The 22,464-nt window shown below is 43.0% G+C and carries 28 protein-coding genes and 1 pseudogene; 20 read left to right on the top strand and 9 right to left on the bottom strand.

All coding sequences use genetic code 11. The features are described 5' to 3' along the window. Positions 1-33: 33 nt before the first annotated feature. Positions 34-588, bottom strand: coding sequence for a dihydrofolate reductase family protein (locus GCU39_RS15360; RefSeq protein WP_152394320.1), 555 nt, complete (start codon positions 586-588; stop codon positions 34-36). 826 nt (positions 589-1,414) lie between these two features. On the opposite strand from GCU39_RS15360, the gene GCU39_RS15355 reads away from it, so the two are divergent. The 9 genes from GCU39_RS15355 (at position 1,415) to GCU39_RS15320 (ending at position 7,931) form a co-directional block, all read left to right on the top strand. Further along, positions 1,415-1,885, top strand: a complete 471-nt coding sequence (locus GCU39_RS15355) for an NUDIX domain-containing protein (RefSeq protein WP_152394319.1) — start codon at positions 1,415-1,417, stop codon at positions 1,883-1,885. Positions 1,886-2,047: 162 nt separating this feature from the next. Next, the gene (locus GCU39_RS15350; protein ID WP_152394318.1) at positions 2,048-2,962 is read left to right on the top strand and encodes a phosphotransferase; all 915 of its coding nucleotides are present in this window, start codon (positions 2,048-2,050) and stop codon (positions 2,960-2,962) included. Positions 2,963-3,382: 420 nt separating this feature from the next. Next, positions 3,383-4,201 carry a DUF5643 domain-containing protein gene (locus GCU39_RS15345; RefSeq protein WP_152394317.1) on the top strand — a complete coding sequence of 273 codons (819 nt, stop codon included), beginning with the start codon at positions 3,383-3,385 and terminating at the stop codon, positions 4,199-4,201. Positions 4,202-4,445: 244 nt separating this feature from the next. Then, complete coding sequence (locus GCU39_RS15340; RefSeq protein ID WP_152394316.1) at positions 4,446-5,267, top strand: DUF5643 domain-containing protein; 822 nt, start codon at positions 4,446-4,448, stop codon at positions 5,265-5,267. Between the two features lie 122 nt (positions 5,268-5,389). Further along, positions 5,390-5,584, top strand: coding sequence for an RNA polymerase sigma factor (locus GCU39_RS15335; RefSeq protein WP_152394315.1), 195 nt, complete (start codon positions 5,390-5,392; stop codon positions 5,582-5,584). Between the two features lie 304 nt (positions 5,585-5,888). After that, on the top strand, positions 5,889-6,308 hold the full coding sequence (locus GCU39_RS15330) for a hypothetical protein (RefSeq protein ID WP_152394314.1): 420 nt from the start codon (positions 5,889-5,891) through the stop codon (positions 6,306-6,308). 424 nt (positions 6,309-6,732) lie between these two features. Then, positions 6,733-6,861 carry a hypothetical protein gene (locus GCU39_RS32300; protein WP_265333527.1) on the top strand — a complete coding sequence of 43 codons (129 nt, stop codon included), beginning with the start codon at positions 6,733-6,735 and terminating at the stop codon, positions 6,859-6,861. Between the two features lie 108 nt (positions 6,862-6,969). After that, on the top strand, positions 6,970-7,380 hold the full coding sequence (locus tag GCU39_RS15325) for a copper amine oxidase N-terminal domain-containing protein (protein WP_193726945.1): 411 nt from the start codon (positions 6,970-6,972) through the stop codon (positions 7,378-7,380). Positions 7,381-7,502: 122 nt separating this feature from the next. Beyond that, positions 7,503-7,931, top strand: coding sequence for a hypothetical protein (locus GCU39_RS15320; RefSeq protein ID WP_152394312.1), 429 nt, complete (start codon positions 7,503-7,505; stop codon positions 7,929-7,931). Positions 7,932-8,095: 164 nt separating this feature from the next. On the opposite strand, the gene GCU39_RS31555 is transcribed toward GCU39_RS15320, so the two are convergent. Beyond that, complete coding sequence (locus GCU39_RS31555) at positions 8,096-8,287, bottom strand: hypothetical protein (protein WP_193726944.1); 192 nt, start codon at positions 8,285-8,287, stop codon at positions 8,096-8,098. Positions 8,288-8,308: 21 nt separating this feature from the next. On the opposite strand from GCU39_RS31555, the gene GCU39_RS15310 reads away from it, so the two are divergent. Both GCU39_RS15310 and GCU39_RS15305 read left to right on the top strand, forming a co-directional pair. Then, positions 8,309-9,337, top strand: coding sequence for a helix-turn-helix transcriptional regulator (locus GCU39_RS15310; protein WP_152394311.1), 1,029 nt, complete (start codon positions 8,309-8,311; stop codon positions 9,335-9,337). 50 nt (positions 9,338-9,387) lie between these two features. Beyond that, on the top strand, positions 9,388-10,182 hold the full coding sequence (locus GCU39_RS15305) for an SDR family NAD(P)-dependent oxidoreductase (RefSeq protein WP_152394310.1): 795 nt from the start codon (positions 9,388-9,390) through the stop codon (positions 10,180-10,182). A 243-nt stretch (positions 10,183-10,425) separates the two neighbouring features. Here GCU39_RS15305 and GCU39_RS15300 read toward each other — a convergent pair. Beyond that, positions 10,426-11,771 (bottom strand): annotated as a pseudogene (locus GCU39_RS15300) (DJ-1/PfpI family protein). A 536-nt stretch (positions 11,772-12,307) separates the two neighbouring features. On the opposite strand from GCU39_RS15300, the gene GCU39_RS15295 reads away from it, so the two are divergent. Continuing rightward, on the top strand, positions 12,308-13,726 hold the full coding sequence (locus GCU39_RS15295; protein WP_227793590.1) for a M23 family metallopeptidase: 1,419 nt from the start codon (positions 12,308-12,310) through the stop codon (positions 13,724-13,726). A gap of 216 nt (positions 13,727-13,942) precedes the next feature. Here GCU39_RS15295 and GCU39_RS15290 read toward each other — a convergent pair whose 3' ends face one another. Further along, complete coding sequence (locus GCU39_RS15290; protein ID WP_152394309.1) at positions 13,943-14,182, bottom strand: hypothetical protein; 240 nt, start codon at positions 14,180-14,182, stop codon at positions 13,943-13,945. Positions 14,183-14,431: 249 nt separating this feature from the next. Between GCU39_RS15290 and GCU39_RS15285 the strand changes: the two genes are divergently transcribed. Beyond that, a complete protein-coding gene (locus GCU39_RS15285; RefSeq protein ID WP_152394308.1) occupies positions 14,432-14,821 on the top strand; it encodes a hypothetical protein in 390 nt (129 codons plus the stop codon). 408 nt (positions 14,822-15,229) lie between these two features. Here the strand turns inward: GCU39_RS15285 and GCU39_RS15280 are convergent, their stop codons facing one another. The 3 genes from GCU39_RS15280 to GCU39_RS15270 form a co-directional block, all read right to left on the bottom strand. Beyond that, entirely contained in the window at positions 15,230-15,859 is a 630-nt protein-coding gene (locus tag GCU39_RS15280; RefSeq protein ID WP_152397261.1) for a cysteine hydrolase family protein, read from the bottom strand. Positions 15,860-16,192: 333 nt separating this feature from the next. Then, on the bottom strand, positions 16,193-16,426 hold the full coding sequence (locus GCU39_RS15275) for a hypothetical protein (RefSeq protein WP_152394307.1): 234 nt from the start codon (positions 16,424-16,426) through the stop codon (positions 16,193-16,195). Positions 16,427-16,434: 8 nt separating this feature from the next. Further along, a complete protein-coding gene (locus GCU39_RS15270) occupies positions 16,435-16,641 on the bottom strand; it encodes a DUF1657 domain-containing protein (RefSeq protein WP_152394306.1) in 207 nt (68 codons plus the stop codon). Positions 16,642-16,938: 297 nt separating this feature from the next. On the opposite strand from GCU39_RS15270, the gene GCU39_RS15265 reads away from it, so the two are divergent. Next, positions 16,939-17,154, top strand: a complete 216-nt coding sequence (locus GCU39_RS15265; protein ID WP_152394305.1) for a glycine zipper domain-containing protein — start codon at positions 16,939-16,941, stop codon at positions 17,152-17,154. A gap of 595 nt (positions 17,155-17,749) precedes the next feature. Here GCU39_RS15265 and GCU39_RS15260 read toward each other — a convergent pair. After that, positions 17,750-18,001 (bottom strand): hypothetical protein, encoded by a 252-nt coding sequence (locus GCU39_RS15260; RefSeq protein WP_152394304.1) that lies wholly within the window; start codon positions 17,999-18,001, stop codon positions 17,750-17,752. Between the two features lie 229 nt (positions 18,002-18,230). Between GCU39_RS15260 and GCU39_RS15255 the strand changes: the two genes are divergently transcribed. The 5 genes from GCU39_RS15255 to GCU39_RS32290 all read left to right on the top strand — a co-directional run bounded on the left by GCU39_RS15255 (position 18,231) and on the right by GCU39_RS32290 (position 20,362). Beyond that, complete coding sequence (locus GCU39_RS15255) at positions 18,231-18,470, top strand: hypothetical protein (protein WP_152394303.1); 240 nt, start codon at positions 18,231-18,233, stop codon at positions 18,468-18,470. A 66-nt stretch (positions 18,471-18,536) separates the two neighbouring features. Next, positions 18,537-18,725 (top strand): hypothetical protein, encoded by a 189-nt coding sequence (locus GCU39_RS31550; protein WP_193726943.1) that lies wholly within the window; start codon positions 18,537-18,539, stop codon positions 18,723-18,725. A gap of 677 nt (positions 18,726-19,402) precedes the next feature. Further along, positions 19,403-19,915, top strand: coding sequence for a DUF3231 family protein (locus tag GCU39_RS15245; protein ID WP_152394302.1), 513 nt, complete (start codon positions 19,403-19,405; stop codon positions 19,913-19,915). A 151-nt stretch (positions 19,916-20,066) separates the two neighbouring features. Further along, the gene (locus GCU39_RS32295; protein ID WP_265333546.1) at positions 20,067-20,234 is read left to right on the top strand and encodes a YqzG/YhdC family protein; all 168 of its coding nucleotides are present in this window, start codon (positions 20,067-20,069) and stop codon (positions 20,232-20,234) included. A 17-nt stretch (positions 20,235-20,251) separates the two neighbouring features. After that, positions 20,252-20,362, top strand: coding sequence for a YqzG/YhdC family protein (locus tag GCU39_RS32290; RefSeq protein WP_265333545.1), 111 nt, complete (start codon positions 20,252-20,254; stop codon positions 20,360-20,362). A 417-nt stretch (positions 20,363-20,779) separates the two neighbouring features. Here GCU39_RS32290 and GCU39_RS15235 read toward each other — a convergent pair whose 3' ends face one another. Further along, positions 20,780-21,133 carry a hypothetical protein gene (locus GCU39_RS15235; RefSeq protein WP_152394301.1) on the bottom strand — a complete coding sequence of 118 codons (354 nt, stop codon included), beginning with the start codon at positions 21,131-21,133 and terminating at the stop codon, positions 20,780-20,782. Between the two features lie 153 nt (positions 21,134-21,286). On the opposite strand from GCU39_RS15235, the gene GCU39_RS15230 reads away from it, so the two are divergent. Further along, positions 21,287-22,420, top strand: a complete 1,134-nt coding sequence (locus GCU39_RS15230) for a zinc-dependent alcohol dehydrogenase (protein ID WP_152394300.1) — start codon at positions 21,287-21,289, stop codon at positions 22,418-22,420. The last annotated feature ends 44 nt before the right edge of the window (positions 22,421-22,464 follow it).

Below are 22,464 nucleotides of genomic sequence, written 5' to 3'. Positions count from 1 at the left end.
CTAACGATTTTATAATAGGAATGTGCAATATGATTAGTTCCCATCTAAATGATAAATTAGTTGTACCACACCTGAGGAGAACGTTTTTGTATTAACGATTTTTAAATTCAATCTCTGTTTTATATCCACAAACAGCGGTTTTCCTTCTCCCAAAACAACAGGGTGAACAGATAATCTAAATTCATCAACAAGTCCTAAATTGATAAAAGTTGTAATAAGACTTGCTCCACCATATAGCCAGATGTCTTTACCAGGCTTATTCTTTAATTCATTTACTTTTTCAAGAATACTATCATTTATGAATATTGCTTTATTATCCGTCCCCTTTTTCGTCCTGGAAAACACAAATTTCTCTTTACTATGAACCAATTCCCAGAATTCTCTTTCAGAATCAGCATGTTCAAGTTCCGGAGTAAATTGTCCCCATAAATCATAGCTTTTTCTTCCATACAAAATGGTATCAATTTGATTTAGAAAATGATTAAACCCCATCTCAGAGTCCATAATGCACCAATCAACTTCACCATGTTTTCCTTCAATAAACCCATCTAAAGTAACAGCTAAATCTAAAATTATTTTTCGCTTCATGATTTGTTGCTCCTTTCGTTAATCTACCACCCATTATAGATCTCAATTATGTCATCTATTGTCATATTAATAAAAGAAAGCTCTCCGTCAGAGCGATTCCGGAAAAGCAATACAGCATTTCTTCTACGCGGGTTTTCATCAATCATTAAAAAAACAAACTCACAGGTGAACTCGAATAAAAGTCAAATTCAAAAGGATATGGTCTAAGGGGGCAAGCACTTATGGTACGGATCGGAAAAGCTTTGATTTTGTTATTGTTCACCGTTCTTGTAAGCGCGTGTCAGAAATCTGAAAGTAAAACTTTCGATGCATTAATGAACTGAAAATACCATCCACAAAGTTGAGTTTCCCAATGGCGGGAATAGCTATCTGTATCGGACGTGATGGAGTGGAAATTATTACATCTGATAGAGATGGTAACCATCCCGCTTTTAGTACAGGTATATCATTAAAACCTAAAAGAAAATAAGAAGCAAATAGCGGAAATATCGGCTGCTGAGAAATCTTGCATGGATTGAAATTGTGTTCTAGGGGATTTTTATAGCACTTCCATTGAAAATCAAAAATGGATCCGGATCTCTTATTCGTCCTATTTTGTTGGCATAGACTCATCAAATGATACAGGGATCCGTTGCCACAAGTCATTAAGCTAACGGGACACGATAGTTGAATTACGATATTGAGGCAGTTGGTCAAATGATCAGCTGCAGTTTTCATATAAATAACAGGCTGACATGCTCAACAAACAGGGGGATAAGGACTTACGAAGGAATTTATGTATTTGCCACGAAGTGTTTACAACTAAGAAGAAATTAGGAGGAGAGCGATGAAGGTTAGCGTGGGTGTTCAAGCTGTCATTATAAAAAATAATAAGATTTTAACTATCAAAAAAAAGGATGATGACGGGGATGTATCTTACATCCTTCCAGGTGGCAAACAAGAGTTTGGAGAAACAATAGAGCAAGCTGTGTGCCGAGAAGTATTCGAAGAGGTTGGTATAACAGTCAACGTTGACGAGTTATTATTCCTTAGAGAGTTTATTGGAGCCAATCATGAGAATGCAGAAGCTAATAAAAATATACACATAGTCAGCCCTATTTTTCTATGCAGTATACAGTCCGAGAATGATATACCTCTAACTCCCCCAAATCCAGATCCAGACCAGATCGGGATAGAATGGGTTGTGGTTGATCAATTAGAAAAATTACGGTTTTATCCAAAGCAGTTAGCCCCTCAATTACTTAGAATCGCCAGCGGAAATAAACCAAGTCTTTGCTATGTTGGCGATATAAACTAATTGTAGTGTTCATTACGCTAACGGGACACTATAGCTTAATAAATAACTCAAACGCGGCTGCTGGCATGGATCGGCAGCCTGTTTAACTAACGGTCAGTTATGCGTAACTTCCAGGGAATGTAAACATCTAAATAACGTAAGGAACGAGGAGGCAGACAATTCATGGGAGGAACGAATGTATGGGATGCGGAGTGGGAGGTTAACGAAGAGCAGGCGCGGACGCTGATCGGCAGACAATTCCCTCAGCTGTCATCGAAGCAAGTGAAGCGATTGGGCTGGGGCTGGGACAATACGGTTTTTCTCATCGGTGACGAGTACGTGTTCCGGTTTCCAAGAAGAACGATTGCAGTTGGCTCGATTCGTATGGAAGGGAAGCTGCTGCCGAAGCTGGAGGCATATATGACCATCCCCTATCCGAAACCGTTGTTTTATGGCGAAGCAAGTGACGAATACCCGGCACCATTTCTTGGCTATGCCTACGTGCCAGGAGATTTCCCAATCGGTTTGACGGAAGAACGCCGGGCTTTATCGGCAGAGACGCTGGCGAAATTTTTGCGGAGATTGCATGAGTTTCCGGTGCAGGCGGCGCTGAAGTGCGGAGTTCAGCAAGATCATCGAAACTTGACGGACATAGCATCGCGCAAAGTGAAATTGGAGGGCTTTCTATCGAAGGTGGTTGAACACTTGTCGCCGGAGGAGTCCGGTGTGATCGAAGCGTATATTAGCAGGCTGCAAAAGGACCGTGTCGAGGCGGTGAATGCACTGCTACATGGCGATCTTCATTTCAAAAATATGCTTGTGAATGAGAACGGGATCGTTTCCGGCATCATTGATTGGGGCGATCTGAGCGTAGGCCATCCGGCTTGCGATTTGAGCGTTGCTTATAGCTTTTTACCACCTTACGCTCGCGGCGTGTTTTTCGAAACGTACGGAGGAGCGGACGAGGAAACGAAGCTGCTGGCGCGGCTGATCGCGGTATACATCCCCATACTGATCTTAATGCAAGCGGTCGATGACGGGAATGAAGCGATTGTGGCAGAGGCGAAATCCAACATCATGCGGGCACTGTCGGATTAGGCTCATTATTTCGTTGCGGCTATGGGGCTATGGCTATCGGCACCATTTTGTCGTTTAAAGGCCGCGATAAGGTACGATCCGCCTTCTCTGATGCCACTTTATGTTGGGGAACACGAAATTCAACAGAGTAAGTCGTTGCGCTAACGGGACACGATAGTTGAATTACGATATAGAGGCAGCTGGCCAAACGATCAGCTGCCATTTTCATTGATTTAACGGGCAGGATAGCTTAACTTTTTTGGCAAGTTCAATGGTAAAGTCGTCAATACGATTTCATTTTTTACCATGTCGTTGGTTGCATATATGAACCTTCTAATTATTTTCTTCGCCTATAGTGTAGAAACAAAAAAATACATCATCCCGGTGTGCGAATATATAACGGGGCCTAGATGTGTATCTGTTTCATCAAATAAGGGGGAAATGATGATGAAAAAAACGACCATTGCGATATTAAGCGCAGCGTTATTGTTGGGAGGAGCCTTATCGTCACCAGCTATTCAGGCGGCTTCCAAATCGGAAGCTGACCAAAGCGCCGTGAGCTCCGGCTTCAAGATGAATCCGGCAATAACAAAAGAATACGGGGGAGCCGTATTTGAACTGGAATCTTTAACGACCACGCCGCAGTCGACGGAATATCTCATTTCACGGAACATGCCCGAGACTCTGGATCCAGAAATTGACCGCAATATAATGGAAATGAACTATCTCGTCATGGACAGCAACGGATGGATTTACGACCGTATTCAGGCGGAAGACAAAATGCGCGAAAAGCCGGATGGCACGTTCGACCGTTATTATAAAGAGAAACTGTGGCCATTAAAGGGCAAACCGAAGGAACTCATTCTTAAGCCCTATGTGGGAGGTACAAGCATAAAGTCGGCGGGAAAAGATGACGTGACGGCCAAGCTGACGAATAAATTTCCGGTGACCCTGGATCAAGGGAAGATCGGCACCATGACCGTAACGGGCGTAAAATTTGAGAAGAAGCGGACTATTCTTACGTTGTCGATCAAAGGGGAGACGGCTTCGATTCAGAGTGTTGTAACATGGCTTGTAGCAAATGGAAAGGCCATGGATTACAGCCGTAAGGAATTGATCAGCGTGAAAAACGGCGTATACCATTACGAGCTTGAATTCTCAGCGGTTGACCGTAAATTGCCGCTGAAAGTGATGACCAAGCGTATGACACCCGTTACGTTTTTGAACGAACTGGAGATGAGGGTTAAGCTACCGCTATAGGCATCATTTGAAATATCGGAGGAAGAAGAAACGGTCCCAAGGGCCGTTTCTTTTTATGCATATCAAGTGAAATACCCGTTTTATTCTTCCACATACCAGGTACTAATCCCTCACAAATGAACCTCATATCATTTTGTTTCGCCTATATAGTGTAAGAAACAAGCGCATCTTTTCCGGGCCCGGTCCGCTTCCTAAGCGCAGCAAGATGTGTATTTCGTCTCATCAGATAAAGGAGGAAATGATCATGAAAAAAACAACCATCGCATTATTAAGTGCAGCGTTATTAATCGGAGGAACTTGGTCGTCGCATGCCGTTCAAGCGGCTTCCCAAGTGGAAGCCGGGCAAAGTGCCGTGAGCTCCGGCTTCAAGCTGAATCCGGCAATAACAAAAGAATACGGGGGAGCCGTATTTGAACTGGAATCTTTAACGACCACGCCGCAGTCGACGGAATATCTCATTTCACGGATCATGCCCGAGACTCTGGATCCAGAAATTGACCGCAATTTGATGATCATGAACTATCTCGTCATGGACAGCAACGGATGGATTTACGATCGGATTCAGGCGGAAGACAAAGGACGAGAAAAGCCGGACGGCACGTTTGACCGTTATTATAAAGAGAAACTGGGCGCCTTAAAAGGCAAACCGAAGGAACTTATCATCTTGCCCTATGTAGGAGGCAATTATGATGATAAAAGTACAAAGTATTCGGACAAAGCCAGCGTAACGGCGAAACTATCGGACAATTATCCGGTTAAGTTGGATCAAGGCAAGATCGGCACCATGACTGTAACGGACGTTAAATTCGAAAAGAAACGGACCGTTCTTACGTTGTCGATCGAAGGGAAGACGGCCTCAATTCAAAACGTCGGAACATGGCTTCTGGAAAATGGGAAGGCCATGGATTACAGCCGCAAGGAATTGATCAGCGTGAAAAACGGCGTTTACCACTACGAGCTTGAATTCCCGGCGGTTGACCGCAAAGTGCCGCTTCAGGTGATGACCAAGCGAATGACGCCCGTTACGTTTTTGAACGAGCTGGAGATGAAGGTTAAGCTCCAGTAATAACCACCATGTGCAGGAAGCAGGAACGGTCATAAGAGCCGTTTCTGTTTTTTTGCGCAAACACTGAACCGAACCTCCACTCTGTTCGCCTATATAGTATAGTACTATTGGGAGTTGAAAGAATGGAAAGTGAAGAACGATTGTTTGAGTTGTGCCGGAAAGGCGATAAAGATGCTTTTTTCAAGCTGGTGGAACCTCTACTGAGCCGAGTTTATAGCACATCCGCTGCTATTTTACGCTCAAATCACTTGGCTGAGGATGCAGTACAGAACACGCTGAACGAAGCTTATCAAGCCATTATCAAAGGAAAAAAATAAGAAATTTCAAATCCTGGTTCAATCATTTGGCGGCCTGTCGTGCATTGGATCTGGTCAGACAAAGGTCCCGGCACGCCAATGTTTCGGGAAATATCGACGAGCTAGAGCTTCCTGACGTACACAAAACACCGCTGGAAGCAGTATTGAAAAAAGAGAGGGGGGCCGAACTACTGAAATGCGTCATGTCGCTGGATATTCACCATCTTTTCCGGGACAGCCCCGTATTTAACGGATGAATGGCAATAAGCTTACGTTTACCGGGTCCCCTTACTTCGACGAGTCAGTGAAATCTCTTACGCTACACTTGGATCAAGTGTTGTTAACGGAAAAGAGCCCAGGCGGATCGTTTACCCTTACGTTAGACGAATCTTATCCGAAGAAAGTCCGCTTTAAAGACCAAGAGTTAACGATAACCGGGGCGGGTTACAAAAAAGGCTATTTGAGATTGAAAATTAAAAAGGAAAGTTCCAATCATAACAAGCGTTTGGGCATTTTGTTTGCAATGCAAGCCGGAAGCAACGGAATTTCAAATCACGAAATGCAGGAGCGTTTCGATAAAGGCATTGGGATAGATTCCGGGGAAGCACGAGTGAGAAGCGAACAGGACGATTACTATGAAGTACGGGTTTTCGCTCCCAAGCAGGAAACATATGAAATTGAAATGTATCGGGATGCTTCCCCAGTCCGGATAAGCCAAAACATTACGATCCCTATCAGCACGTAGAAAGTAAATATCAACAAAATTACAAATTTAAAAAAGTGTTTAAACTCGGATGTTGGGAGAAGTGTAAACTAAACATCGCAAGTTAGTTGCCTTATTCTGTGTTTAGGAACAATTGGGTGAGAACTAATGAACAGTCTGATGATGGATGTGGGAGATGGTTTGAATATTATGATACAGACGGGAACTTGGTATATGTGTATTCAGACTATTAAATTTAGTTAACAGGGAAACGATAGTTGAATTAGACAGGGAGCAGATCGCCGTGGCAACTGCTCCCTTCTTCGTTGAAGCAACGGGCAGGATAGTTCAAAATCGTGTAGTTACTTCAATAGACCGACTTCGCGTAGAAGCGATTCAACGAATATGGGCTCCAATATATGGTATAATGAAGTTGCTGAATCTTTTATAGTGGCGGTGTTATTCCATGGATAAGAAAATACATGAAACACAACCAGATAGTCATCTAATCACAAACAATAGTCGTACAGTTGTAAATGAAATGATGGAAGAAGCACAAAGAATTGAAGGAGGAGGTCCTCCTAGAAAAAGTTGATTTACGTACAATTCATTTTTTAATTATGAATCCGACTTGGTTGTATGAAGATTAGATATGAATCGAGGAATTATAGTGAGAAAATTGTTTCTTATTTCCGCATTTATAATGACGGTTATTGTAGCTGCGCACATACTGTTATTCGCCGCAGTGCCGGTAACACCGCTTAACGTTTATGTGAATGGGGAACAACAGGAAAATGTGCTAGTGGTGAAGGGCCGCACACTAGTGCCATTGCGTGCATTTGATGATCCAACTCAGTTTATTTATACCTTCGATTACATATCGAAGACAGTCAATATTATTAACAAGGTCAACCAAGTGAGCATACAGATAAGTGTCGGGGCGCAGGAAGCAACTATTAACGGAAAGAAAGTGAACCTGGATGCGCAAGTAACCTTAAAAGATGGTCGTATCTTTGTGCCGTTGCGTTTTTTGTCTGAGAACCTAGGAGGGAACTTTATTTATGACAAAGTGGGCAAAAAAGTTGTAGTTGGGTACCCCATCGGTAGATCATAACGTGACAGCAGCAGCGAGTCGAAGTGCCTAATTTCTTCAACTGACGGGGCACTATAGCTTAACGAATAGTTCTTTCCTAAATTAGTTAATCCTCAATAATTTTCATTCTGGGGGAGAACATTTTGCAGAATACTGGTCGCGATATTTCAGAGCAAGTATATCGATTCATATACGATGATATTTCTTTCTTTGAGATCGAAACGTGGTTTTACAATATAATCTCTAATTATGACTCTGATAAAACCAGCCCATTTTTTAATGAACTAATAACTTTTAATTTTAGACAAAAAGATGCGAAGAACAATTTGAAAAGTTTATTAAAAGAAGTATGGTTAAAAACATATTCTGAGGAAATAACATATGAAAGAATTAGAAGAGTATTAAGAGACATCATAAACGAAGCAATTCCAGTCAATCAAGGATGTCGTGAATTATCAGGTTTATACTTTTCGGGATATGATTTTATTCCCTATGATTTTGATGGGTATTTATCTGAAATGCTAGATATTCCACTCCCGATTGAATATAAGTTTGGAATCAAGATGCATTGAAGGAGAAGTTGAAAAAGCTAGATATTTATAAAGAACAAATAATTAGTCTATCTAGATCCTTTCTTATGGAGTTGGAAAACAAGGATAAATCCCAAGCGCGAAATGTCGATTAAACTTACGGGAATGGGGTGCTGCCGATCCTGGGAACGAAATGCATCAAGTATCTAGAGGAAAACGCAGCCGCGGCGGATGTCCTTCTTACGAAGGAGGCCCTTGAACGAATCGATCAGGTCAGCCCCAAGAATGTTGTTCATGGCACGCGTTAAATGATTGAACAGATGACGCTGCTTGACGGTTAAGCTATAATCAGAAGAAACAATGGTCCACGGGCTCCGTGGACCATTTGCAATGGACATTATCCTTGGAGGTTGACAGCCATGAACGCTCCTTCCGCAGACCGTATCAAGATCGCGTCAGGCTTCTGGACAAGCCTGAGAGGAATAGGGGTAGAACCACTTGACGTAGCGCGCCAAGCCCGTCTACCGCTAACCGTCATCAACGAACCGTTCGTCACGACTGCCCAATATTACTCGATCTGGCAAGCCTTTTCTGAACAAGTCGGAGACACCGCTACGGGAATTGTCAAGCTTGCGACCGCGTACAAGACGGCTCAGTATCCGCCGGCCGCCCTGGCGACCTTCCACGCTCGCGACTACCGGGACGCGCTGAACCGAATGGCGCGCTATAAGCAAATGTGCCCTCCGGAAAACTTGCAAATTCGGGAAGAAGGCGAGCAATGCTCAATTGAATTGGAGTGTCAGCATAGCGAGAAACCCGGACCGCCGGTGCTTATCGGCATCACGCTCGCCTACCTGCTTGAGCTAGGGCGCCGGGGTACCGGCCGTCATCTGACAGCTCGCTCTGTTGAATTCATACACCCCATGGGCGACGTTCAAGCCCTTGAAGGTTATTTCGGTTGCCGCGTTCGGACGAGGGCGGACCGCAATCGGCTAACGTTGAATCGCGACGATCTGGACCGTCCTTTCGTGTCGTACAACGAAGAACTTCTCGAGATTCTAACTCCCGCTTTGGAACGTACGCTGGATGAACGACAGAGCCAGCTCACCATGAGCGATAAAGTGAAGTGGATCTTGTCTCGATGCCTAACGAGAGGGCGAATCGACATTCAAACCGTAGCCTCCGAGCTGGGGATGAGCGATCGTACCTTACAGCGCAGGCTGACGGACGAAGGCGCAAGCTTCAAGCAGTTGCTGACGCAAACCAGGCACGAGCAGGCCCTCGCTTACTTGGCAGACCCGTCGTTGGAGATCAAAGAGGTCGCTTTTCTCGTCGGCTACGAGGACCAGAATTCGTTCTATCGCGCGTTCCGCTCATGGGAAGGGGAGACTCCCGCTAATTGGCGCGTCGCGCAAGAGAATTGGCGCTCCTCGCTAGTTACCGAGTAGGCGAAATTAAGTATCATTATCTCTATCCTAGACATAAGGAGTGCAGACAGATGGATATGGGATTGAAGAATAAGACTGCTCTAGTAACGGGATCATCCAGAGGCATAGGAAAAGCGATTGCCCTTGAACTTGCCAGAGAAGGCGTTCACGTTCTCATAAATGGTCGGAACAACGATGACGTAGAGCACACGGTCGCGGAGATCCAAGCGATGTTCCCGGAGACGGAACCTCGGAATGCAACGGCCGATCTCGTCGATGCGAGGCAAAGAGAAGCTCTAATCGCGAAGTTCCCCCACGTCGATATTCTCGTCAATAGCATGGGCATCTATGAGATCATGTCCTACAACGACGTAGACGATGCCGTATGGGAGAAGTACTTCCGCACGAACGTTCTCGCGGCTAACGGCTTAACCAAGTTTTATTTGCCTTCTATGCTAAACCGCGAATACGGCCGCATTATCTTTATTGCGAGCGAGGAAGCCGTCATGCCTTCTGGACAGATGCCTCAATACGGCGTGACCAAATCCATGCTGTTGTCGTTGTCTAAGAGCTTGTCCAAGCTGACCCGCGGAGCGGAGGTTACCGTGAACACGATCCTGCCGGGACCAACCCTCTCTGAGAACGTGCAGCAGATCATCGAGAGCATTTATTTGAACGAAGAGATGACATTTGAGGCTAAAGAAAAAGACTTTATGACGAAGAACCTGCCTCAATCCGAAATCCAAAGGTTTATAAGACCTGCGGAGATCGGCCGATTGACTGCTTTCGTCTGCAGCCCGATGGCCTCCGCCTTCAAAGGTTCTCCGATCCGCATGGACGGTGGATTGGTACCGACAATATTTTAATTTTTTGTACTAACGGGTACTATAGTTTAAAAGCAACAAGAAGGCAGCCGATTATCGATCGGTTGCTTTTCTCGTTAAACTAACGGGCAGGATAGTTGCGGAACAGGCTACCGTTCAGCCGGTAGCCTGTTGTCGTTGTTCTATCGTGTCTAGTTATTAGTGAATTATTGTCGATTATCCCGATATAGCAGAGTCTTACAAACTCAATCATCCCTCGAGACGCTCATCATCTGCAGACGATTTCTATTTCCTACGGATGAAGCGACGATTGATGAAAAAAGCGATGATTAAGGACAAGACGCCGAGTAAAACCGGTACGCCAAACGCTTCAAAAGAGAAGGAGCTACCTTCCAACTTCAGGTGGTCGGTGGCGCGATATTCGAGCCGCTTGGCGGCAAATTTCGCCGTCTGGATATCCTCTTGCTCGGCCAAGTCCTCGAATGCGGGATCCATTGCAAACCGATCCGCCGCGTCGCGGTGTAGGAACAGCAGTTTCGTGCTGTAGCCGCTGTTCTTCCATTGGTTGATGTCTTCGTCGGCTGCAGATTCGGCATCGGCACCGACGACAATCATTTTCTCTAGCTTCGGCACGTTTTTTATCTGATAACGCGCGACTAGGTTTAGGCCGTGCTTCGTTACGATTGGTTGGTTCGCGCTAGAAACTGTTAACGTCGTCGTCGTACCGGAAGCGGCGTACGTATCGAATGCGGCGGACAAATCCAGTTCATCGGCGCCGTTATATAGCAGCACGCCCGCCTTTACTTTGTTCCATTGATAAGCGTTGTTCAGTACGTACGTTATATCGCTCAACCCGGCAACGAACGGTTTCATTTGCGGGTTTGTCACGTACTCGAAAGAGGGATAGTTCATCTCTTTCGCCACTTTCTTCGCTGCCGCCTCGCCCAGTTGCTTGGAGATGACGTATAGTGTAGCGTCGATCCCCGATGTCAGACCGGCAGAAGATACGATATTGCCTTGTGGGACGTAGCGCCGGTCATTCACCCACTGGATATTCGGATATTTTTTAATGAGCCTGTTAATGTCTCCCCAGTGCGTCGCGGCCGATTTACCATTCAGCAAGCCGGTATCCGCTAGGTTTTCAGCCCCGTTACAAATGGAGATCAATGTCGTCTTGGCATCCGAGTGCTTCCGAATCCATTCACGGACAGGCACATATTTATTCTCATCCAAAATCGGCATAAACGGAATGACGATAATGTCCGGGCTTTTGCCGAGCATCGCATCCATTTCGTCAAACGAATAATGTGGGACGACATCGAGTCCACCGGTTAGTGATTTAATTTCGCGATCGGGGGCAACGCCATATACATTGTAAGCTTCAGTCATCGCAAACATCTCGTATGGGACGAGAAAATCGAACACTTCTGTCACTTCGTTCGCCAGAAGCACGGCTACCGTCGGTTTGTTAGAGTCATATTTCGGTACCTGCAAATCCGTCAATGCAGGGGGGCTTTATCGTAAACCGACATTCCGGCATTCATCGTATTGACGGACCCGACCGCGCCTATCCCCCCTACGACGACGACAAAAACGATGAGATAGATAATAATGCGTAATACAGTTTTCACTTGCTTCACTCCTTCAAGATAGATTGCTTACCCATAAATTTAACTAATTAAGATGAACAAATCATCTGTCTGTGGTTCGGTAGAGAGACTCGCCTATCGTTGGGGCGGCCACTGGACCCTAGTCTGTATTCTTTTTTTAGCATGACTCAATAGGGCTATAATTTTAACAAAACGGTGACAATGCGCTGTTCGGTAATAGGGCCACTGAAGAACTAACGCTTCTCATCCAAGCCGAACCTTAAAAAACCAAAAAGACATCTGCCATTGAAATATCGAGCAGATATCTTCGTTTTTTTATCCCTTTGGCACGGGGCTGAATATGTAGTTTGGGTGTTGAACTAAAGGGACACGATAATACAATAAACAAAAAGGACGAGGCTACCAGCATGAATCGGTAGCCTCGTTCCGCTAAAGGGGCAGCATAGTTAAATTACCATGAATTTACTTATATGATAGAATTGGAGCATGACTCTTAAAAATTGGATTAGGAGAAGATGATACCATTAATACTCTCATGTGAAGGGAAGTATGTCTGTATGAAACCGCAAAAGATTCGTCACGAGCGCCGATCTTCACTGCTTTACTCGCCGAAGTATTGGCTGCTACTAATGAGCTTCTGCTCATTGGCGGTTGGTATCGTCGTGTACAACGGAAGACATCTGTCGGGATTGACACCAACGCTTAATCAGAAAGAGGGACATCCTGCGGATGCCATGTACCAGAAATCAGCGGAGCTTATCCATCAAAATGTACTTGATTTTCATATGTTTGACTTCGAACATGGCTGGGTGAGATATAAAGACGGCGTGGTGAAGACGGATGATGGAGGCGGGCATTGGCAGGAGGCGGAAGCAAGTATGACGAACGATCCGACTGAGGGTAATGTGGTCGCAGATGCAGTGACGCTCGGACTACTTGACTTGCGCAAGCATCCACAGCCTGACACACTAACGGTTGGATCTAAAGCATTTCTTGTCAAACAATCACAATTTCTGACGGACCGGATCGGGTGGGCACTCGTTGAGGATATAAAGGAGCTGCAGACTCCATTATTGGTGACGGCAGATGGAGGACAAACCTGGAGCAATGAGGTCACACCGGGCATTCGTGCAAGCATGATCGAAGAGAAAGATCGGCTTCTTCGTATGAAAAAGGAGGCGGCTATGTACGCTTCAGCCGATATCGCCAAATCCGTAATCCACTCGGAGTGGACACTCCTGCCGGAAACATCTGCACCAGGAGATGTCGTCCTTGTTCGCCATAACAAGCCGGGGAAGGTTGAGTGGTTGGGTAAAACGTATACCCTGGAGCCTTTTGGAGACGGTTACTTCACCTATCTTCCCTTAACCATTGAGGCTAAGCCTGGGAAGTATTCGATCGGCGATCAAACGCTGACGATTCACGCGAAGAAGTTCGAGACACAATACCTGAAAGTAACACAGCAAATGGAGAGCATGCGTCAGGATACGCAGCGGATTCAGGCAGATCATAAGAAAATCGATCTTGCACGCAGCAAGTCGGAGCCGGAGTTTCTTTTTAACAGCCCTTTCGTCCAGCCGGTTGAAGGGATCTTGACGACACCTTATGGATACACCCGTTATGTGAACGGGAAGTACGACAGAGCCCATATGGCTATTGATCTGGCTGCGAAGGAAGGCACCCCGATCAAAGCGACCAACGACGGTATAGTCGTACTGGCCGAAAGCATGTATCTAACCGGAAATTCTGTTTACATCGACCATGGAATGGGGCTTTTCTCGCAGTATGCCCATCTCTCCGAACTACGCGTAAAAGCGGGCGATCGGGTGAAGCAGGGTGATATCATCGGTCTCGTAGGCACCACAGGCTTCTCGACAGGTCCGCATCTGCACTTCACCTTTTGGGCGCATAATGTGCAGGTCAATCCGAACCTTTTTTTCAATACGACACCGTTTCAGTGGTTGAAGGGCAAGTGAGGATAGGAACACCCACTCTATTGTAGTCGGGTGTTTCTTTCATGACTTCGGCCAAGCAACAATAAAGAACTAGTTCTATACTGCAACGTTTGGCAGCCTCGCTACGCTAACGGGCAGAATAGTGGAACAAACAAAAGCCAGTACTCCATTCTTAGTGAATGGTACCTGGCTTTCGATTACCGTGAACTTGATGATTACTTTTAAGGAAGCCGTTCTCTACATTCGTGTATGGGGTGGAAAGTGGAATGTCCCATTTACAACAATTATCCTTGAACCTTTCGTGAACGTTCTTTTTATTGTTTGTTTCATACCACTCACAAGGAGTTCAATAGTTGCTTTGTTCGCAGTTGAAAGGTAAACTACATGCCCATCCGACACACCTAGTCTTTTCCAATTTTTATCAAAAGTTGCCAGTGAAATGCGATTAGATACGGTGTGATTTTGAACTACTGCCATATCATCGTTCCTCCTTCTGATATTTGTAACCATAATACGTTGGACGACGTGGGGATGAAGGGGACAAATGTGGATGTTGAATGGAAATTATTATTGATTTGCTCGATTGGAAAAAAGAGAAGAAATAACTGAAGAAACGTGCAGGTTAATGCAGCAATACGGTCTGATCGAGAATTTATGATACTTGGGCGATTGTCTAGGTCCAATACATTATGCCCTCCATATGATAGTTCGAGGGAGTGATATAATTTGGCGAAAAAAACACCGCCGATAACCATTGGAGCGAATAGTATTGCAAAGATTGGGAATCGTTTTTTTCTAATTGTTGAGGTGGAGGCAAAAGCACCTGGAGTTGAAATTGATCCGGTATTCGGTGTTCGAACGACTGCAAAACAAGCAGCAAGTCTCATAAAAGCAGGTGTCATGCGTACGATATTTAAAAAAACTCCTCCAAAACCGAGTCGTACTAAGAAAGTAGAGTTAAAAGGCGTACTGTTCGCTAATGGTCGAATTTTTTCGGTATTTGACGTTGAAAATGCGACTGATGTTTCTGTACTAGTAAGAATCAACCGTGAACAAGCAAATAGACTTATTCGCGGTGGTGCTCGCATCATCAAAGTTGTAAGGAAGCCATTTTAAGCATATAGACTCCATAGAACTGGACCATTAATGATAAGAACTTTATTACATTCTCGATATGATCATCTTGTCAGCAGCCGACAAGATGATCAGTCGCCGTTTTCATTGAAGTATAGGTAGGGTAGTTCAATACTTATTGGACTTTTTAACACTTTCTGTGTTGATGGATATTCTAAAAATATATAATCCACATTAGAGAGATAGGATTGATGACTAATGCAGAGTATAGTTTAAGAAATGGAAATGGCTCCTTTATGTTTGTGCAAAGCAAGAATAAGCCTCCGAACAGATTAGAGGGGGTTGTGCTATCTAAATTCATCCGTTATTTCAAGCCCTTATTCTGACCAAGCAACCACTTGGTGACAGTTCGGACAAGTTGTATAGGAAATTACCATTGGGGATACTGATTTATAAGTTTGAAATAGCCTCCTGTGTCGTCCAAGTAGCACTGGCAAATGCTTTATAATTGGTAACGGCAGCTTGAAAATCCTCTTCACTAATTGTTGCCGTGGCATCGTATACAACAGCTGTTTCAAAACCAGTTTCGATTAGATGCCTCATATGTGACTCTACACAAACGTTGGAAAGCACCCCTGCAATAATTATCTTCTCTTTTCTATGTTGTCGTAACTGATATTCCAAGTCATTTGTTTGTGGGCTGGCAACCTTGTGAGGCGTTGCAATGACGGTTCTTCTATCAAAAATATAAGGTTTGAAAGAATGAACAAAATCAGCTCCAAATGACGGTGGTGTGTACGCATTTGCCACTTGATACATTTTAAGACCTAATAGCATCTTTTGTTCATTTCCTGTAAATTGCCAGCCATAATCATGAGGGTATAAATAATGGGGCGATATGAAAAGTTTATATCCCTTATTCATGGCAGTTCTCATTAATAGTTCAAGGTTTTGTATAGTATTGTTTCGTTCAATAGTTCCTTTAGTCAGATGATAGCCTCTTCCCCCAGGACTCATAAAGTCATTTTGTGGGTCTGTGATTACAATAGCAGTATTATTGGGATGTGGTTTAAACGGCAAATTACTTACCTCCCTCGCAGCATAAGCTTGCGGAAATGTTTGCATCCTGTTCATGGAAGATAGAGAAGTTGTTTTCTAAAAAAGTTCAGCATTGACTCGACAGCTGCACCGAACAAGTACATAGTCATAAAAACTCGATAGGCATCTATATGTATTTGTAGTTTGTTTGGTTCCCTTTGTTATAGAAATTAGTGTGCAACTTTGTCGAATTGTTTCAAGAAGGTATGCTAACGGGTAACATGTGCATAGGAGCTGCTCTAACGCGGCACTTTATTTGCTCATTAAAAAAAATAAAACTAATGTGTTCGATATTAATAATCAGGCAATCCATTGCTATGTGATAGGTTGCTTTTTCTCAACTAACGGGCAGGATAGTTTAATATCATACGCAGTGAACCGCTCTATTACCTCTTTCACTGGAACACTAGCCAATTTCATCTCAATAGTTTTCATCTTTATTTCTTTTGAATAACTCACTCTTGCTGCAACGGCAAAAACACCTCCAAGATTGTCCTTATATCTTACGACATAGTAGATTCCACTTGAAGGTGTTTTGATTTGTATCACGCTTACAATTAAAACCCTTTAAATTGCGGTTCTTCATTCTCTAATTGCTGTACGCGAGATGATACTTGATCTACAATGCTTTGTGTTGTTTTTGCCGCATTCTCGAACATGGTTTTAGCTTCTTGGTTTTGGGTCTCAAGCGCAAATGATTCTAGACAGGCTTGTGCGCTTTTCAGGCTTGCTAATGTTGTCTTTACTTGTGAACCGACTGTCACTACATCCACCTCCTTATTGCACATACCACACTAATTTATCCTTTTTAGAGGAATATATTCTTTTGTAGCAATCATCTATTGATCGCATATATTAAAAATGGGTCTCCCCTTCGAAGCATAGAAAACCGTATATGTAGCCATCAAAAATGCATGAACTCCGCGCCCATGCATTTTTGATCTGTTGAAATAGTAATTAGAATCAAGGTGAATCGTTTTATATAGGTTAGGGAAAGCTTTGTTTTGGGATGTTACGCAGGCTAAGCAGCGTTGCATATCACAAAATGAGGAGTGAAAGAAATGGCTAAAAACAACGACCGTAACCGAAACGATGATTCTGATGTAGGTGCCGGGGAGGCAGTAGGAGCAGTGGGTGGTGGTGCCATGGGGGCTGTAGTCGGTTCAGCTTTGGGTCCTGTGGGAACCGTTGTAGGTGGTATTGTAGGTGCTTCGCTGGGTAATAAAGTAGGCGATACCGTTGATAATAATGGAAATGAACAAGATAAACAGGACTAGTTCCACTATTTAGTGTAGTAAACCAGGGTGCAGGGGAAATCTGCACCCTTTACGGCGTCTTGAAGATTTTGTAAAAGATAATATCGATGGTACCTTTCTCATAATTCAAACGATTTAAGCTTAAGTTAAAATAAGAACGTATATAGCCGGTAAATGAGATATTAGATAAAAGAAGAACGAACGAGTAGTCCAAAAAGATTAAAGGATTTGCGGGTGCATTTTCTCGTTCGGCAACTAGAGTAATTGCTGTACTTCGTGCTCGTCTGAAGAGGTGGAGTGACGGTGCTAGGCTCTTAATAAATATACAAAAACGCGGCTTCCGGCATCGATCGGCAGCCGCGTTGCGCTAACGGGTAGGATAGTTGAATTTCAATTTTCGAGTAGGCTTCGGAAGCCCGCTAATTTTTATAAGAAAGTTATATCTGCATCACTACAAGTGAGGCGAAATTTTTGATCTAAACTGCTTGTGGGGCGTCGAAAGACGTCCCTAGGGGGAGGAGCTATACTAATGGGAGGATTATTCTTAATGGAGGTATGATTGTCAAAAACCTCCTTTTAAAAGACAGTTTACCATAAGTAAGCAAACCGTCTTTTTCTAATGGCGTTCTATACGGTTAATGTTACGAATTGCTTTGGCAATGTCAGGGAGACTATTAGCTAGAGCAGTTTCAGCCCGCTCAAATCTCCCAAGGGAAAGAAATCGCTTTGCTGCTCGTAAATCCTTTATAGCGCCATTGATTGCAGTCTGGGCATACTGTGAACACTCGAAGCAAAACGGTGGTCTTGGCTGCGAAATGATCACACTATCTTTGCGTGTTTTAACTTTTTTACTGTTTTTAGAATGCATAGTATCACCTCCTTTGTCAAGCAATATATGCTAGTCTAACTTCACTTGCCAAGGTTCGTATCACGTAAGTGAAAAAACGCTTTTGATATCGAGTATAAGATGAAAAGAAATGGAGGATGGCAAAAGGAAAAAAGATGTACCGAATTTAAGCTGTCTACATGTACTTCGTCCATTCCAAATTCCTGTAATCTGCATCTACTGTTAACGAAAAGAAGGAGGTGCAGATTTCATGGCGTGTTCATGTAAAAAGAACAAGAGGGCAGTATCCGTAAAGGATATCTTTCCCCCTCCCCCCACTCCCGAAGTCACAGCAATCAATGGTGCAATTAAGGATTTGCAAGCAGCAAAGCGCTTTCTTTCACAAAAGCGATTTGAACGTGCTGAAAATGCGATTGCAAATAGCCTTCCTGACATCGCCAAGGCAATTCGTGGAATTAATCGCGCTGAGCGCAAACTGAGTAAGCGGTGATCGGAGCGGAAAACGAGGGTAGGTCATATAAGAAAAGGAAGAATCAAATCAAAAGGAGGACTCTAAATGAGAGCGACGGCCCCCGCCCCATCGTGCAATAGCTGCACTTTAGCGATCAACGGAGCAATTCGGGATTTGAAAGCAGCGAAGCGATTTGTTGCCCGTGGGAATCTTGAACGTGCTGAAGATGCGTTGGCTAACAGTCTTCCAGACATTGCCAGAGCAATTCGAGCAATTAACCACTTTGAGAAGTAAAAACGTGATAAAATAATTTAGGATTGCCTCCTGAAAAGATTGCGAGGCTTGTGTTTTAACATAGTCCTCCTTTTTGCATATAAAAGATGCGGGTCCTCCATCTACAATGCTGATTTTCATAAAAAATGCATGGAACTTAAATGTCTCCACGCATTTTTTTTGTGGTTCAACTAAAATGCTGGTTTTGATTCGAAGAAGTGTAGAAATTCCATATTTCTTTCGAAGAAGCATGAATTAGCCATCTTATATAAAGCCGTCTTTCTGTCACTAGCCAACCCACTACTTCCTGCTATCATGATAATTTCAATTGAAATTGGGTATCATATAGTTGTCACAAAACAATAAATGATGTCATGTTCTAGATATTTGTTTTGTGTTTATAACACCGAACAATATTCCCAATGGTATTGTTCGGTGAGCAAAATTAACAAGTGATTTCGTGAGTTGTTGTACGTTCTATTATCTTAAATTGTACCCGGATTATATTCTCACATAATCCGGTTTTTTGCTTTAATCCCATCTGGCTTTCCCCTCCCTAGCTTATTCAACATATGAATACTTAAATTTTTTTAGGTTATTATATTGTGGTACATAACGTTTCGTGGTTGTCGATAATATCGTTGTGTATCTCCTCACCCCTAGTCAGAATGTATATTACAAAAAAAGGAGTTAGATAAATGGGTATTCTAAGTGGAAATCCAAAAGATGAACCAATGCACTTTGGTGAAATCTATAATGTATGGATGGCTTCTGTAGCAGCGCGCGGCTCTGTATCTTGCTACCAAGCATTCTCTTATCATGCTGGTGATAAAGATCTTAAAAAAATCTTGGAAGATCTTATCAATCAAGCAGAGTTGGAAATCAAAGAATGCGATAAATTACTGACTGATAACGGAATTGCGCCTGCACCTGTATTACCTGTTAGACCCCCAGCCAACCTTGAAGATATTCCTATTGGCGCAAGATTCACTGACCCAGAAATCGCAGCAAAAATCGCTGCTGATACATCTATGGGTATTGTTGCTTGTAGTACAGTCATGGGGCAATCCATTAGAGAAGACATTGGCGCTTTATTTGCCAAATATCATCTCACCAAAACTGCATTAGGTGGTCGTATTCTACAAATGAATAAAGAAAAAGGTTGGCTTATTCCTCCCCCTTTACAAATCAAAAGACCAGAAGAACAATAAACCTTACTACCACTGAATAATCCTCAAGTGTGCTGTTCGTGTGCTTTAAGAGAAGGGATAGGCAGCAGCTGGTCAAACGATCAGCTGCTGTTTTCATTGAAGGTAACCGGCAGAATAGTTTAAAAACGAGGTTTGTCTTATAAAAAGATTGATGAAATGCCTAATAGCACTGTTTATTACTTCTACTGTTTCGTTGGAAGCGGCGCCTGAATACGCAAAATGGGGTACAGTGGTAGTAAAAGAAACACAAAAACGATATAAAGCAGACATAATTGATTATAAGCACATTGGTCGTACTGAACTCACGCCAAAAAAGTAGAGAAATTCAAGCTATGGCTGAGAAGCAAAGAAGGTAAGGAGTTTGGGGTGTATATATTAATCACATTTGATCCTTCAACTGAGGTCATTCAACCTATTCAGTTTGGTGTGGTTAGGATACGGAGTTAAATGGATTAGTTGTAAGCCGATAACAGATTAGAGCTAAGTAATAATTATATTAACAATGGTAATTCTGTTCTGGTTCAATGTGACAGCGACGAGGTAAAGTGAATCAACACAACGTTGATTAGATTAATCAAAATTTAGATTAAAAAACTCCAGATGAATTAACATCTGGAGAAGAATAAAAGGTTATGAAGAAAGAAACTATCTTCTTAAATAAAATAACATGAAGAATAAAAAAAATAAATGTTAAATATTGTACTAAATTATGACTTTGGAGTGATCCGAGGCTTTTTTCTAATATGGATGATTTCGGCATAGAATTGCTTGCAACTGATGTACAAAATGCACATCGAGCTTTATCAATGTAAGTCAAAGTACAGATAAAAAGCCCTGAAACAACAGGGCTTCTTTTTGTTTGATTTAACGATGATCAGAAAATTGGTTATTGAAACCGAAACCTGTATGTGTTTGAGCTGCATAGTTCTGGTTATATCCGATATGTGTGTTGTTATTCATGAAATTATTAGAGTTACTCTCGAGTTGGTTACAGACTTGGATCATTGATTGTAGTTGCTGGATAGCAACCTGATGTCCTTGAAGGGCCGTTTGAATCGTATTGGCTGCTTGTCTTTCGCGTTGAGCCAATTGTTCTAACTGCTGAGCATTTTGCTGTTCCTGTTGCAGCAAGCGTTGGTAATTCTGACTTGCCTGCTCCGTTTGATGAATTAGCTGTTGAATTGTGTTTTTAATTTGTTGAGTAGATTGATACGGCATTTTTGTTACCTCCTCTTAATTTTAAATCCATAATTAGAGTGGTTGAAGCAAAGTGAAAATACACATGTTAAATAATGCAATAAAAGGAGAGTATATTATTACGTTGTTTCTTACAAAGTAAGATAAATACCAATACAATGGGGTGCATTATTTATGAAAGCTGTTACATACCAGGGTCCTAAAGAAATTGTTGTCAAAGAAGTTCCGGATCCAACCATAGAGAAAAGAGACGACATCTTAGTGCGAATTACATCGACAGCGATATGTGGTTCGGATTTACACTTATATCAAGGGAACTTCCCGTTACCAAAAGATTATATCATTGGACATGAGCCGATGGGAATTGTAGAAGAAGTTGGTCCTGAGGTTACTAAGGTCCAAAAAGGGGATAGAGTTGTTCTCCCTTTCAACGTATCGTGCGGTGAATGCCACTATTGCAAACATAATATGGAGAGCCAATGCGATCATAGCAATCCACATTATGATTCAGGAGGTTACTTCGGATACTCAGAGAAGTTCGGTAATTATCCAGGGGGACAAGCACAATTTTTGCGAGTGCCTTATGGGAATTTTACACCTTTCGTGATTCCGCCTTCCTGTGAACTCGAAGATGAATCTTTACTCTTCTTGTCGGATGTACTTCCAACAGCATATTGGAGCGTTGATCATGCAGGTGTAAAATCAGGGGACACCGTGATCGTATTGGGATGCGGGCCTGTTGGACTGATGGCACAGAAATTCGCGTGGATGAAGGGAGCAAAAAGAGTCATAGCAGTAGATTATTTACAATATAGGCTTCATCATGCAAAACGATTAAATCATGTTGAAACCTTTGATTTTACACAACACGATGATATGGGGGAATATTTAAAGGAAATAACGAGCGGAGGAGCCGACGTTATCATTGACTGTGTTGGTATGGACGGCAAAAAATCACCACTCGAATATATAGAGCAAAAATTGAAGTTGCAGGGCGGAACACTTGGTCCCATTCAAATCTCTACGAAAGCAGTTCGTAAATGCGGAACGGTACAGATTACCGGAGTCTATGGAGGAAACTACAACTTGTTCCCGCTCGGGGCTTTTTTCGCAAGAAATATTACTTTAAAGATGGGACAAGCCCCCGTGATACATTACATGCCAGAGCTACTCAATAAAATTACATCAGGCGTCTTTGATCCAAAAGATATAATTACGCACCGTTTGCCACTAGATCAAGCGGATCATGCTTATAAGATCTTTAATAATCGAGAAGACAATTGTATTAAAGTCGTTTTGAAGCCCTAGTTTTGTTGAACAGTTTAAAGTAAAAGATCGTGATAGAGGCTGTT

Source organism: Paenibacillus guangzhouensis (genome assembly GCF_009363075.1).
In the GTDB taxonomy this organism is placed as follows: Bacteria; Bacillota; Bacilli; order Paenibacillales; family Paenibacillaceae; genus Paenibacillus_K; species Paenibacillus_K guangzhouensis.
This window is presented reverse-complemented; position numbering and strand designations above follow the sequence as displayed.